The 13,430-nt window shown below is 54.8% G+C and carries 14 protein-coding genes; 8 read left to right on the top strand and 6 right to left on the bottom strand.

Translation table 11 applies throughout. The features are described from left to right. Positions 1 to 64 precede the first annotated feature (64 nt). The 3 genes from CCGE525_RS36515 to CCGE525_RS39395 are packed head-to-tail and all read right to left on the bottom strand — an operon-like array spanning position 65 to position 4,163. Positions 65 to 1,501, bottom strand: coding sequence for a radical SAM protein (locus tag CCGE525_RS36515; RefSeq protein WP_120709124.1), 1,437 nt, complete (start codon positions 1,499 to 1,501; stop codon positions 65 to 67). Beyond that, positions 1,502 to 2,779, bottom strand: coding sequence for a glycosyltransferase family 2 protein (locus CCGE525_RS39400; protein WP_120709123.1), 1,278 nt, complete (start codon positions 2,777 to 2,779; stop codon positions 1,502 to 1,504). After that, positions 2,772 to 4,163, bottom strand: a complete 1,392-nt coding sequence (locus CCGE525_RS39395) for a glycosyltransferase family protein (RefSeq protein ID WP_120709122.1) — start codon at positions 4,161 to 4,163, stop codon at positions 2,772 to 2,774. Before CCGE525_RS39395 ends, CCGE525_RS39400 begins: the two co-directional genes overlap by 8 nt. Before the next feature lie 1,066 nt (positions 4,164 to 5,229). On the opposite strand from CCGE525_RS39395, the gene tnpA reads away from it, so the two are divergent. The 4 genes from tnpA to CCGE525_RS40005 all read left to right on the top strand — a co-directional run bounded on the left by tnpA (position 5,230) and on the right by CCGE525_RS40005 (position 8,056). Then, entirely contained in the window at positions 5,230 to 5,673 is a 444-nt protein-coding gene (tnpA, locus tag CCGE525_RS36490; protein WP_120702554.1) for an IS66-like element accessory protein TnpA, read from the top strand. After that, positions 5,670 to 6,023, top strand: coding sequence for an IS66 family insertion sequence element accessory protein TnpB (gene tnpB, locus CCGE525_RS36485; RefSeq protein ID WP_028005268.1), 354 nt, complete (start codon positions 5,670 to 5,672; stop codon positions 6,021 to 6,023). The genes tnpA and tnpB overlap by 4 nt, the downstream gene beginning before the upstream one ends. Positions 6,024 to 6,085: 62 nt before the next feature. After that, positions 6,086 to 7,738: an IS66 family transposase gene (tnpC, locus tag CCGE525_RS36480; RefSeq protein WP_120702553.1), complete on the top strand. Its 1,653-nt coding sequence runs from the start codon at positions 6,086 to 6,088 to the stop codon at positions 7,736 to 7,738. 75 nt (positions 7,739 to 7,813) lie between these two features. Then, entirely contained in the window at positions 7,814 to 8,056 is a 243-nt protein-coding gene (locus tag CCGE525_RS40005; protein ID WP_120709120.1) for a transposase family protein, read from the top strand. Between the two features lie 143 nt (positions 8,057 to 8,199). Here the strand turns inward: CCGE525_RS40005 and CCGE525_RS36470 are convergent, their stop codons facing one another. Continuing rightward, positions 8,200 to 8,388, bottom strand: coding sequence for a hypothetical protein (locus tag CCGE525_RS36470; protein WP_120709212.1), 189 nt, complete (start codon positions 8,386 to 8,388; stop codon positions 8,200 to 8,202). A 211-nt stretch (positions 8,389 to 8,599) separates the two neighbouring features. Between CCGE525_RS36470 and CCGE525_RS36465 the strand changes: the two genes are divergently transcribed. The 4 genes from CCGE525_RS36465 (at position 8,600) to CCGE525_RS36450 (ending at position 11,161) form a co-directional block, all read left to right on the top strand. Beyond that, the gene (locus tag CCGE525_RS36465) at positions 8,600 to 8,887 is read left to right on the top strand and encodes an alpha-amylase family glycosyl hydrolase (protein WP_483466586.1); all 288 of its coding nucleotides are present in this window, start codon (positions 8,600 to 8,602) and stop codon (positions 8,885 to 8,887) included. A gap of 304 nt (positions 8,888 to 9,191) precedes the next feature. Beyond that, the gene (locus tag CCGE525_RS36460) at positions 9,192 to 9,887 is read left to right on the top strand and encodes a protein rhiA (protein ID WP_120709119.1); all 696 of its coding nucleotides are present in this window, start codon (positions 9,192 to 9,194) and stop codon (positions 9,885 to 9,887) included. A 141-nt stretch (positions 9,888 to 10,028) separates the two neighbouring features. After that, the gene (locus CCGE525_RS36455) at positions 10,029 to 10,616 is read left to right on the top strand and encodes a tail fiber protein (protein WP_120709118.1); all 588 of its coding nucleotides are present in this window, start codon (positions 10,029 to 10,031) and stop codon (positions 10,614 to 10,616) included. A 95-nt stretch (positions 10,617 to 10,711) separates the two neighbouring features. Further along, on the top strand, positions 10,712 to 11,161 hold the full coding sequence (locus tag CCGE525_RS36450; RefSeq protein WP_120709117.1) for a protein rhiC: 450 nt from the start codon (positions 10,712 to 10,714) through the stop codon (positions 11,159 to 11,161). A 365-nt stretch (positions 11,162 to 11,526) separates the two neighbouring features. On the opposite strand, the gene CCGE525_RS36445 is transcribed toward CCGE525_RS36450, so the two are convergent. Beyond that, positions 11,527 to 12,528 carry a zinc-dependent alcohol dehydrogenase family protein gene (locus CCGE525_RS36445; protein ID WP_120709116.1) on the bottom strand — a complete coding sequence of 334 codons (1,002 nt, stop codon included), beginning with the start codon at positions 12,526 to 12,528 and terminating at the stop codon, positions 11,527 to 11,529. Between the two features lie 115 nt (positions 12,529 to 12,643). Continuing rightward, a complete protein-coding gene (locus tag CCGE525_RS36440) occupies positions 12,644 to 13,387 on the bottom strand; it encodes an SDR family NAD(P)-dependent oxidoreductase (RefSeq protein ID WP_120709115.1) in 744 nt (247 codons plus the stop codon). Between the last annotated feature and the right edge of the window lie 43 nt (positions 13,388 to 13,430).

The raw sequence follows: 13,430 nt of genomic DNA, 5'->3' as shown, positions 1-13,430 counted from the left end.
TTGCGAGGTTAGACCGCTCGCTGGACAGAGCGCTAATTATCTCATACCGTCGCCATGAAGAATACTATCTGTATGCTGGCGCAAACTGCGTATTGATGATCGCTTCGACTAGCGTGACGCCATAGGGGGTTAGAGTTACGACATCGCTTTCAATGACAACCAGCGACTTTCCCACTAGCCCGCTCAAAGTGCAATTGATCATTTCGTTGTCAAAAAAGCTCTTTCCCTCGAAACGTTGCTTGAATACGCCATTATCTACCGGACTGAGCGTCGAGAGCGCCATTTTAAATGCAGTAACCTCCCGGTGAACCGGTGACATGCCGCGGCATTCCTGGATCGGGAGGCGATCTTCATGCAATGCGCCCTTGTAGGCATTGTAACTAGTGATATTGATCGCTTCGGCTTTCGTGCATTTTGAACTACCCCCGAGGCCGACAGCTATTTCAGGGTACTGCTTGTCTAGATCGGTAATGAGGCCTTTCCATTTTTCCGGCTGATGATCGTGTCGATAAAAATACATGGTAGGATGTTCACGATAGGCGCCCTTCAAATTTTTTTCGATCAGCTCGCGCATTTGATATTGCTTTCCCAGACCAGGAAAGCTCATGTTGTTGCAATTACCTAGCCCTGCTTTCTGCCATACACTTCGACGCTCCCCAGATACGCCGGTACGGATTTTCATGAATTCTTCCAGATGCAGCTTGGTGCAGACGACATGGGAAAGATCCAGTTGGCGGGTTGTCTCCATGTCATATCCCACGTCGTCCACGCTCTGTCCCAGCATGCCGTAGATGAGGTCAACACTAACCCAGTCAATACCGACTTCCCGCGCGTCGTATATCGTTTCAATGCACTCTTTCGCGGAATGCATACGACCAGAACCAGAAATAAATCGGTCGTCAAAAGATTGAGCTCCAAAGCTCACCTTGGTGAAACCAAGCTCCTGTAGTAGCGAAAGATATGATTTTGTCAGCGTTCCAGGTTCGCCTTCAAACCGCATCGTCGCAGCAAAGAAATTGAAATGGTCTTTGTAAAACGCAACTAATCTACGCAGCTCGGATTCAGGCAGCAGCGAGGGAGTGCCACCAAAAATATTGAATTCTCCAACTTCCACAGCAGCAAGGCTCGGCACCTTCGCCAGCCACAGTCTGGCTTCTTTGATATTCAGATTAACCAGATCTTTCATGACTGCCTGTGAAGACGCTGTGTGGGGATTGAGAGTGATCGTCGGAAACTGGCAAAAGTGGCAGCGGTAGCGGCAGCAGGGAATGTATGCCCACAGATGAATTTGCGGCGCTCTGGCAATTTCGCTATTCATGTCTGCAAAGAAAGACGACAGTGGGTAATCTTCTATATCTCCCGGGAAAACATGACAGCCGAACGGGTCTTTGTAGGCATAGTCCAGATATGCCTTATTTTCTGGCCTGGAAAGAAATTCGTGGACTAAAGGCACTGGATACTGGGGATCGAGGTCGCGTAAAGACGCCATCGCATTGGTCATTCAAAATACCCCTCCGTTGGCAAAGTAATTATGTGCTTCGCCAGATTCGCGATCTTCACAGAAGTACCAAACGAAGCGGTTAAAATCGGCCGAACTGACATTATCAAAGCAAGCAGGTAATGCAGGAGGAAAACCAACGTCATCGCCGACTGCACGGCGCAACGCGGCAAATATCTCATCGCGAAACTCAAAATAGAGCCGATAGGATGGAGTTTTATAGGAATGAATAGCCTTGAAATCGATAAGGCGCATCTCGTGTCTGATTGCATCAATTCGTTTATACAGTCTGTCGGCCACCAGTTCGGTAAAGAAGCTCCTAACTTCGACATTGTCTATCAAGATTTTTGGGTTCAATAACGCAGGCAATATAATATTTTTAGGAACGTAATCTTTTATTGAGTAAAACCACGCTTGTTTAGATTGCTCTTCTGTCGTGTCACGCAAGATTTTCTTCCCGGTACCGCGGTCGGGTCGCACATCCTTCATGAAAATGATACCGTCCTTGCCATAGGCGGCCCCGGTGATCACCTCATCAAGAATAATATCGATGCGTCGGCTGTTGACCTGAACGCAAGACTCTTCTGCGTAAACGGGCTTGCCGCCGCAGGCAACTACCTTGATACCGAAATCCCAGTCGTCCGATAAATGTTCAACGAAGCGACCCTTGTTCAACTGATAGAAGATTTCAATACCGCCTACTTTTTCATAGAATTCCCGCTCTACGGCAAAACCTTTACCATCCGGAAATCCACCAAATAACTTAAAAGAGAAATCCCGGCAGCGTAATGTCTTCTCAATTTCTCTGAAGAGATTGGGACGCTGACGAAAACTTTTTTTGTTGTAATAGTATTTACAAGTTCCCAAGTCCCCATCTTCTTTCACCATTTTGTCGATAAGGTGATGAAGCCAATACGCATCGACCGTACAGTCAGCGTCAGCAGAAACGATGTAGTGCTTATTTCTGGTCCCGAGTCGGCTATCTCGAGCCTTGGCTCTAAAAGACGCGTAATCCATGCCATGCTTTCTGGCGGATGAAACGCCCTGCACTTTTTCCTCGATAATATGTGTGTCTACCGAAGAATATTTCGCTGCCAGGGCATTAATTTGCGCTACGGAATTGTCCGTCGAATTGTTGTCGACGATTATGAGCTCATAACTGCCGCGTGTAATCAATTCTCTCAGCGTACTCTGGCGATAAATTGACTCAAGTACATCGGTAATACGCGTGCCCTCGTTAAAGACTGGAAGCACAACTGATACGAAGGTGGTGTCACGCATTTTCTTCACAGCCTTTCAAATTCAATACCTCAAAGAGGTCGTTGGAAAGGACGCGTTTTCCCTGCTGAAAATTCTTCTCCGCAACGGCCCTCATCAACTGATTGTTTGTGAGAAAGAGGAATACCTCATCGACAAATCGTTGGTCGGATAACTCATCACGAGTGCCTGAGATTTCCAACATAGGGGCCACAAATCCATGTCGACCATACACCTCGTGATAATATTCATAGCTCGTGGTGATATAGCAGCGTTTTTGGCTAATTGCCTCCCCGATAGGGTTGCCGTAGCTGTCGTAGTCATAGGAGGTGAGAAATGACACTAGATCACAAGAGTAATACAAGTCCTCTATCGTGAACTCGTTGCCTTCGGTAGGCATAAAGTCGTGATGCAGGGGTCCGGTAAATTTAATGTGCTGCACGATATCCAGCGTTTTTGCCAACCGCTCAAGCTCAATATAATGAGAATAGTTTTCATTTTTATCTCCAGCAATCACCAGAAATATGCGTTTACGTTCACCGCGTTCGCGGAGAAGGAGATTCAAACGATTTACCAGGTCGATATCTCTGTCGATTCGCTTTTGAGGTATCAGACGCGTTGTTCTAGCAATCAGAATGTCGCTCTTGCGAATACCCAATAATGGCCTGATATTACGGCGAGAGCACTCGGAAAAATTGTATGCATTTTTCCCGACTTGAACCTCAACCTCAAAGTTGGACCATTCTTCCAGTTCATCTCGTAGTTTTTCATTCAGCGTAACATAGGTGATGTATTGCGATTTGACCGGTTTAGTCGCATACGGATACGGCGGAGCGCCGTATTTCATCGATTTTTTTTCGCTGCTCCACATCAGGTCATGGTCGCGCCAGATGACAAAATTCCCCAAATTCTTGGCGCGTCCGTACTGTTCAATCGCGAGGAGTAGCGCGCGGGAATATATGATATTCTCAGGCAGCGTTCCGTTTTCGACGATAACTTTGCTGACATTCAGATATTTCCATAGGGCCTCAATTTTAAGCGCTACTTCCGCGGCAACCTCGTCCACTGACGTAAGTATCGCCGCCCTTGCATCGCGTGATACGGCAAGTGTCTCGCTAATTAGTACCTTATTTATCTTATCAAGAAATTCGATGGTATAGTTAGGTATATTAGAAAGATCCGCAACACGTGCCAATTCAAAACACTTGTGATAAAGGGCGGCCTCAAACTTGTACGGTCTTCCGAAATTTCCTTTACTTATGTTGATGTCGTATCCCAGATCCAGGTAGCATTTGAACCCTTTTTCCGTGAGTTTTTTTGCGATCTTTACCGCTTCGACGGTGATGCCTGACACCGACACACCATCGAATGAAATAAATATTGCGCATTTCCTTCTAGCGGCAATCATAACGAATGTGTCCCGGCCAGAGTAATCCGCCGTGCGCCTGACCCGGGCGTGGCGCCGCTGATCGAGTTGGCCAGTGAACTGACTTTGTTGAGACAGCCAACTACCGCGGTTCGCGCGGTTGCCGTCTGCGGGTGACGGAAGCTCACATAAATCCCCTTATGCGATCGGCTGATCCACAGATATGTCTCACGCGGATCGGCACACGCCGGCTGGCCATACGCTAAATAGCCGAGATGTTCCTCCTGAACATAAGACGGGCGACGCAAATCATGCCGCCGGTGTACTGGGTCAGGCATGTCGGGTCGCCACACCGTCAACTGACCCGGCTGCAGCTCGAGGTCGCCTAGTGCGTAGGTCTCCATACGCGATCCTATCTGACGATCTGTCGTCGTCGTCCACCGCAATGACCCAAGACGCGAGTATCGGGTCGGCAGATCCTGCCGTCTTAGAAATGGAGACTCAAAAGTCGTGCCAACTGTGCAGAGGAAGCTCAGAAATAATTTCCACACCTTGTTCAGTCGGCTAAATATGAGTGGGACGACCTGTGAGCCGAACGCCACCCTGTCGCAGAGCCGACAAATCCGACGGCGGGTGTAGTTTGCGTTTAGTGCATAGTTGTCTACACCTCGGCGGAGGCGCCGCGCGGTGAACTTCGCGGAAGGAGCTGTACGCCTGCAGCTCCAATCAGCGTCCTGCGCTCACCTATGAACTCGCTGCGCATCAGCTTTCGGACTGGCGGCGGCAGGCGCGTCAGGGTCTTCTGGCGCTGCCTGCGGAACTGATGCCGGCCGTGCCTTGCCACAATTGTCAACGCCGCGTGAAAAATCCTGAGCTAAGAAGTGGGCTCTTCCGCAATTTCGTTGCAACTTTCTGAATCCTATTGATTCGACACGCGAATCAGCAGGTGCAAGGAAATGGCGAAGCGTGTTCCACCGTTGATCCCGCCGTCTTTGGTCGTCGATCATGTCCAACAATCCGTAAGCGCCGTCTCCGCCCCATTGGATTGGCTGTATTTTGAGGCTTGCTGCGTGTGCGAGAAGGTTTCCAGGACTATCTGGAGATTGGCATGGCAGATGATGGATTTGTTGGCCGCTACGAAATTGTCGAGCCGCGCCGCGGAAACCGGCGCTGGCCGGATGATGTGAAGGCGCGGATCGTGGCGGAAAGCCTTGAGCCTGGTGTTCGTGTTGTTGATGTCGCGCGCCGTCATGACGTTGTGCCGCACCAGCTTTCCTTGTGGCGCCGGCAAGTGCGCGAGGGCATTCTGGCCCTGCCTTTTGAGGCTATGTCGGGCCTGTCGGAGAGCGGCGATGCCGCGCCTGCATTTGTGCCTTTGGCGGTTGCGGCAGAGCCGAGCGAGGCGGTGAATGTTTTGGCGCCGCCGCTGCCGGAGGCGGGTTGGCCGGTCTTGACGTTGGAGATCGGCCCGGATGTTGTGATGCGGGTTCCCGGCGATGTGCCGGTTGAACGTGTGGCGGCTCTGGTACGAGCCATGCGAGGGACGGCATGATCGTCGCGGGCCAACGACTGCCGATCCTGATTGCAACGCGTCCGGTGGACTTCCGCTGTGGGCATCAGGCGCTGGCCTTGATGGTGCAGACCGAGTTGAAGCTCGACCCGCATTCCGGGGTGACGGTGATCTTCCGGTCGAAGCGCGGGGATCGCCTGAAGATCCTGGTGTGGGATGGCACCGGAATGGTGCTAACCTACAAAATTCTTGAACATGGAAACTTTGCCTGGCCCAAGGTTCAGGATGGGACGATGCGTCTTTCCAGGGGTCAATATGAGGCTTTGTTCGAAGGTCTTGACTGGCGACGGGTCATGGCACAGCGGGTGACCGCGCCGTCGGCGGCAGGGTAAATATCCGGCCGTCTTTGCATTGTTTTATTTGGCTTTTTTGTGCTGCCTTGCTATAAGGCCGCATGTCGTCGCGCCTTGATCTCAGCCTGTTTCCGGACCTTCCGCCAGAGGTTATCAAAGCCTTTGCGGCGATGCAGTTCGAGCTGTCGGTCGAGCGTGCTGCGCGTCAGCATGAGCAGGCTGTGGTGGCCGAAAAGGACGCCTTCATCGCCGAGCTGAAGGAACTGATCGAGAAGCTTGAGGGGCAGGTTCACGACTATCGGCGCACCAAGTTCGGGCCGAAATCGGAAAAGCTCGATCCGGCGCAGATGGAACTGGCGCTGGAAGACCTTGAAACGGCGATTGCCGAAACACAGGCGCGGATCGCCGCCGTCGAGAAAAAGATCGAAGCCAGCGCATCCGATCCGGAAAAGGCCGCTCCTCGCAAGGAGCGTAAGGCCCGTGCACTGCCCGAACACCTGCCGCGGGTCGAGAAGGTGATTGAGCCCGACAGTATTGTCTGCCCCTGTGGTTGCGGCAACATGGTCCGGATCGGCGAAGATCGGACGGAACGGCTCGACCGGATTCCGGCACGCTACGAGGTGATCGTCACGATCCGCCCGAAATACGCATGCCCCAAGGGTCGAACGGGCGTCGTCCAAGCCAGAGCGCCGGCGCATCTCTTGGAAGGGAGCTGGCCGACGGAAGCCCTTCTGGCTGAGATTGCCGTCTCCAAGCATTCCGAACATATGCCGCTCAACCGGCAGGCCGAAGTCATGGCGCGACACGGGGTGCCGATAGACCGCACGGTCCTGGCCGATTGGCTTGGGCGCACGGGCAGCGAAATCGCACCGGTGGTCGACCACATGGCCGAACGGCTGCTGTCGGAAAGCGCGCGGCTCTATGTCGACGAGACCACGGCTCCGGTGTTGGATCCGGGGCGCGGCAAGACGAAGACCGGTTATCTATGGGCCGTGTTGCGTGACGATCGCGGCTGGAATGGCTCCGCGCCGTCGGGCGTGGTGTTCCATTATCGACCTGGGCGTAAAGGCGAATATGCCGCTGAAATCCTCGACGGCTTCAACGGGACAATCCAGGTGGATGCCTACGGTGGTTACTCTCACCTCGCCACGTCGGACCGGATGGGTGGCGACCCCTTGAAGCTGGCTTTCTGTTGGGCGCACGGACGCAGGAAGCTGATCAAGGCCACGCCAAAGAGTGGATCGCCCATCGTCGACGAGGCGCTGGTGCGGATCGCCGCGCTCTACAAGATCGAAGACAGTATCCGGGGCTCAGATCCCAAACATCGCCGGGCAGTTCGACAGGACCTGTCCCTCCCGCTGGTGGACGAGTTCTTCACCTGGCTGGCAGCGCAAGCCAAGCGCATCTCACGCAAGTCTGACCTCGGAAAAGCCCTGGCTTATATGCTAACGCGGCAGGACGGCTTCCGGCTGTTCCTGGACGACGGCCACGTCGATATCGACTCCAACCTGGTGGAAAACGCGATCCGCCGACCCGCCATGAACCGCCGCAATGCGCTCTTTGCGGGGCACGATGAAGGGGGCCGCAATTGGGCCCGGTTTGCCAGCCTGATCGGCACTTGTAAAATGAACGGCGTTGAGCCCTACGCCTATCTGTGCGACCTCTTCACCCGCCTCGCAAACGGCCACCTCGCCAAAGACATCGACGCCCTGATGCCATGGGCTTATGCGCAACGGATCAGAGCCTCACAATGAGCTCGTCAGGTACTCTTCGGTGAGCTCATTTGACGGCCCGTAGATCAACCTCAGACCGCTGCAACTGAAAATTCGATGGGGCGTGGACGCCGCATACAACAATCCAAAGAGGCAATATCGATCAATTGTCGCTTCCGATCGACGGGAGCCAAATGTCCAGAGTGCCGCAAAGCTTCGCGTCGCCTTCATCGTCGCTACGAGCGGCGGCTCGCTGATCTGCTATGGCAGGGGCGCACGGTCATGATAATCCTGAACATCCGGCGCTTGCGTTGCAGCAACAAGAAATGCCGGAGGCGTATATTCGCCAAACGCGGGTGATGTGACCTGGCGCTATAGTCGGCGCGACTCGCCTCGGCAACAGAAGGCTGTGCATAGAACCCAATGAAGATCGGTGTCTTGTGATCGCAGCAGCATACCAAAACCGCGCGACCTAAACGGGCTCGTCACCTTTCCAACGCTGTTCACGCCGCTCCGGACGGATCGCCCGTTGGCAACAGTGCTGGATCAAGCGGTGGACCATTCGGATTTTTATTGCCTTCCGGATCCTGCGCCGGCGTCACAGGCGGCTTTTCCCGGGTGCGATGTGGTCCCGCAGGCGATGGATTTGGACCACGCGGCGTTTCATCAGATTTCGGTGTATTTGTCGGCATTTTCGGTCTCCTTTCAAGACGGCGGAACGGCATGAGTTTCTTGATCTGCCGTTCAAACCTCCATGGCGACAGAACGTTCCGCCAAGCCATTAGGCCGTCAAAATGATTGGCGCGGGATCTTCTTTGATGAAGATCATCGATTCCATCTGCCGGAACAATCCAAGTGGCTATGCCATTGCCCACTGGGCAGACCAGACCGCGGGAGATGCGCATGATCAACGATCTCCGGAACAAGACCCAGTCATCTAACACTTTGGCCGTCGGGACCTTTATGGACTCCAATGGCGATGGTGTCGGCGATTTCCAGGGCGTGGTGCACCGCCTCGACTATCTCGCCGATCTCGGTATTTACCGCCATTTGGCTCGTGCCGTTTCAGATGCCACCTGGAAAAGACAATGGTACGACCTTTCCAATTATCACGGGGCGTCGACGGGAACTAATCACTTCCGAGAGTTATGTCATGTGAGCTCAGCTTCGTGCAGGCAAACGATTAAGTAGTAAGCCGCTGCTTACAATAATCGGATCTCGAACCTCATCGTTTTTTCCATTGACAAAGCAGCTTTCGGGATTCCGCCGACTCGATATTTGGCCACCCAGGCTCGTCGCCAGACGGGTCTGCTCGTCACTTTGCTCGGCTCTGGCAGGGAGTATTTCTACTCATTTACGTTATCCAGTAATAATTATAGCAGTTAGATTGTGCAGCGAATAAGCACTCCAATTAGTTGAATCCGCATGAGGTACTGACGTCAAGATATTCAATCCAGAGTCAGGTGGGAAAATACACTCAGGAAGGGAGAAACAAATGTCCTTGCACATCAGCTATGCAAACAAGGAACTGACAGATCACGCCCGTGCGTCGCAGCCAGCAAGCGCGGCGCTCGCCCAAGGAACGCAATATTCCTTGTTGTTAAAGAACAAGTCGGCTCAACCTTGGACCTTCTATGTCTATCAGAAGATGCCGCAGCCTGTCGCCAATGTGTTCTCGTTGGCGTGGTTTTGCTCTCCGTATCAAATCCGGGTTGGCAACCAAATCAAATTCACTTGGGAAATCGATTATAACTTCGTCTGGAGCGACACCGGGCAGCTGATTCCTGGCGTGGATTTTCTCGCGTCCGGTGTTCAGGACGGCAGCCCCAGCGGCAAAAACACGACCACGTTTTCCTTGAATGGCGGCCCCGGCTTGAGCGATCCGGTCAAGGGTGATCCTGCCGGGTCCCTGGTCATCAATGATGCCGCAAATGTGCCAAACAGCCGCTTCTCGGTCGGCATCGGGATGTCTGGAACAGGAACCTACGTCGTTCAAGCCGGCACAAATCTGCAGCACACGTTCACGCCGACGCCGAGCTACTGGATTGCTGCGGGAACGAATGTGAACATCGGCACGGTTCTGAGCATCGACACGATCACCCAGACCAGGGAAGCGAAATTCCCCTCCGCCGTCTTCGATCTCGTGGGCACGCTGCGGGAGGACAATACCTGGGAGGTCGATCCGACCTAACGACCGGATCAGTTGGCCCCCGCTCCGCAAATGACAAGGCGGAGCAGCCGGGAATGGAGTGCCCGCCGTTGATGGCAAAACGCCACTTACGACCGAGGCACTCCGTTTCTCACAAATGCATCTTCATCAAAGGACGCAACGATGTTCGCAGGACCTCCTATCGGTGCTGTGTGCCCTTTTGCAGGCCAAGTCGATCCTGTCTCGGGTTCGCGGAATACGATCTGGGCCAACGCGGCCTGCGCAAGCTCGGGCGCGACGGCGGGAACAAAGGCCGGCGCGCCCCTCAGCTACGTGGAGGCCCAGGGTTGGATGCTGTGCGACGGACGCTATCTGAGGGCGGTCGCATATCCGGAACTGTATGCCGTTCTCGGGGGACTCTACGGAGAGCGCAATGCGGGCCCCGATCTGGAGTTCCGGATTCCGGACTACCGCGGGTTGTTCCTGCGCGGCTTCGATGCCGGCGCGGGCATGGACCCGGATGCGAAGCAGCGGTTGGATCCGACCGGCAACAATGTCGCGAACGTTGTCGGCTCGCTCCAGTGCGATGCCATGCAAGTCCATACGCATTCCTATGACGTGACGACGCCGGCAGGAATTTCGCAGCAGGGCAGTGCCGCGGGAACATCCATTTCAAGCAAGGCTACAGGCTCACCGGAAACTCCCGCACGTACGGCCTCCGAAACGCGTCCCAAGAACGTTGCCGTCAACTATCTCATCAGGTTTCGGTAACGACAGGAAAGGATTACGCAAATTCCTTTTCTTTCCAACGGTGTAACGGGGCCTGGAATCGCATCCTATCGGCCCGCAAAAGAGGAGAAAGCGCAATGACTGCGATAGTAAGGATGTTCGGATTCGTATCGGCTTTCGCCCTGGCCGTCACCGTAGCGCAGACGATCGCGGCTGAGGAGCACCATAAAGCCAAGGCCGGCATAAAGCCTGTCGAAACAGGCGTGGTAATTCGCGGTGTCACGCTTCCCGGCCCAGTTGGAGCGCCGGGAACGTCAACCGGCAAGACATGCGACTTCAGCGGCGAGCCCGTGGACCCATCCGGACGCATGGAAGGGGCGAGCGTCAACTGCAGGCCAAATGGCAATCTGGGCAATACGCTGCCAGGACTGCCCGCGCGATTCAACGCCTATTGCATGATCAAGGCGCCGGTCAAAAGCGCGCGGCTCATCCAAGCTCCCAGATCGGAAAACGCCAATCATTGCGATCTCTCCGGCATTACCCGGAAAGACGCGACCGGCCAATTTGGGGGTGCGGTCTGGCGGTAAGCTTTGGCGATGAAGCCATGCGGCGGGATTATCGCATCCACAGCACATCCTACCCACAGGGAATGGATGCGCTCTGGTCCCTTACCGGAAAGAGAGCTCCACATTGGTTTCCGTCCGAACATGGTTCCAGGCAAAGCCAGCTCCCTTGGCTACCTCAGCAATCCGCCCCGCTCTGTAGGAACCGCGGTTGCAGGGCTAGCGGCAGAGATTGACCCATTCTTACCGGTGGCGGGCTTCGCAGCCGCCACCTCGAATATCGTCGCGGACACCTTACCGAAGCGCCCCGTCGCGCCCTTCACACCGTCGTTGCCGGGCGCAGGGGAGCGCAAAGTGAGGAAGGCCGAGACAGTTGCCGGCGACAAATATTATTCAACCCTCACGATTATTTTTCCGATCTGATCGTTCGAGTCCATGAAGCGATGAGCTTCGACAATTTGGTCTAACGCAAACACCCTGGCGATTTTCGGCTTCAGGATGCCGTCACTCAGATGTTTGAAAATGTAATCCTTCGCCTTTTGCAACGCCTCGGCGTCGCGGAAGAGTTCCGGGAACGCCCAGCCTCGAAGCGTGAGTGCTTTCGACATGGTCGGCCAAACCGGAAAGGGTGTCGGTCGCAGGTCTAACAGACCGTAGGCGAAGTAGATCCCCTTGTAAGCAGCCGCCCGAGCCAGGATCTCCATTCCACTTCCGAGAACAGGATCGTAGATGATCCGGGCGCCGTTGCCGTCGGTAATATCGGCAACGCGTTTCACGACGTCCTCGTCATTGCTGACGATCACATGGTCATACCCGAGTGAGAGGAGTTCGGCCTTCTTCTTCGCAGACCGCGTAATGCCGATAGCTTTGCCGCCTTCGGCATTAACAACCTCCATCGCCGCAATCGCGGTGCTGCTGCTGGCCGCTGGAAGCAAGACAAAGTCACCATTGGCGACATGTCCGAGATGAACCAAGGCCCCGTAGGCGGTGAGATACTGCATCCAGATGGATGCACCCTCTTCTGGGGTGAGTTTATCCGGATAAGCGCCAAGCGATGTGACAGGTACCATAGCGACTTCACCGTAGACGCCATAACGACTGAAGCTGAAATTGGGAACGGTGTTAAAGACTTTCCCAATCAGGCTCTCGTCCACTCCCGGGCCGACGGCCTCGACCATGCCGGCGGCCTCGTAACCGAGCCTTGACGGAAACTGAGGCTGAATAAGGTAGTGCCCCTGACGAAAAAGCGCTTCCGCGCGGTTCAAGGCGAACGCCTTAATGCGAAGGCGGACTTCATCCTTTCCGGGCTCCGGGATCGGCAAGGTTTCGACCTGGAGAACCTCCGGGCCTCCAAGACGATGGAATTGCACAATTCTTGCAGTTGTAGGCACGAGCTTCTCCTGATGGTTGCAGGCCGCAATGTCACGACACTATTGGGGTAACTACGGGGTTCTATTCGGACGCGGCGCGGCCATTGACATCAGCGATCGGCCGGCACTGACTGGATCACCAGGGCAGCGCACCCTGGGCATTCGAGAACGTGCCCGTGGGGCTTTCCGATGCAAGCGAGGCGACCCGCACCGGCTCGCGCGCTGCGTCCTCAACCGGGCCGCCATATTCGCTCATGTCCGTGGCGGTGAGACCCGGGCAAACAGCATGAACCTTGATGTTGGTGCCTTCGAGCTCAATCGCGAGCGCTTGCGTGATCGCATTCAGGGCACTCTTCGAGGCCGTGTAGGTGCTCGTATATTGGCGAAGAGGGTTGGAAGGATCGCTGTTCAGCGTCAGCGAACCAGTAGCGCTCGATATATTGATGATTTTTGCCGCGGGCGCCTCGCGAAGGAGCGGCAGCATCGCTTGTGTGACAGCGACGACGCCAAAAACGTTTGTGGCGAATACGGTCTGGAGCTCGTCCGAATCGACGACAGACAACCGCGTTTCCGCCATGATCTGGGCGTTGCTTCGTCCCGCCGCGCCCCCATGGCCGACGCCTGCATTGTTCACGAGAACATCGAGCCGGCCATAGGACTTTCGGATGCGTGCTTCCGCCTGGGCGATCGACGCTTCATCAGTGACATCAAGCTGGATTGTCCGGGCGTCAGGCCCGACGCTTTGAACGACGTTCTCGCCGGCTTCAAAGCGTCGCGAACCGATCAGGACTGTGAAACCGTGCTGCGTGAGGTCTTTCGCGATTTGGAGGCCGATCCCTTTGTTTGCTCCTGTGACGAGCGCGACTGGTTTGTTATTCATCTATCATTCTCCGTTTGGGCTTGGCATAAACGATCCTTCGTGC

The organism is Rhizobium jaguaris, from assembly GCF_003627755.1.
GTDB lineage: Bacteria > Pseudomonadota > Alphaproteobacteria > Rhizobiales > Rhizobiaceae > Rhizobium > Rhizobium jaguaris.
This window is presented reverse-complemented; position numbering and strand designations above follow the sequence as displayed.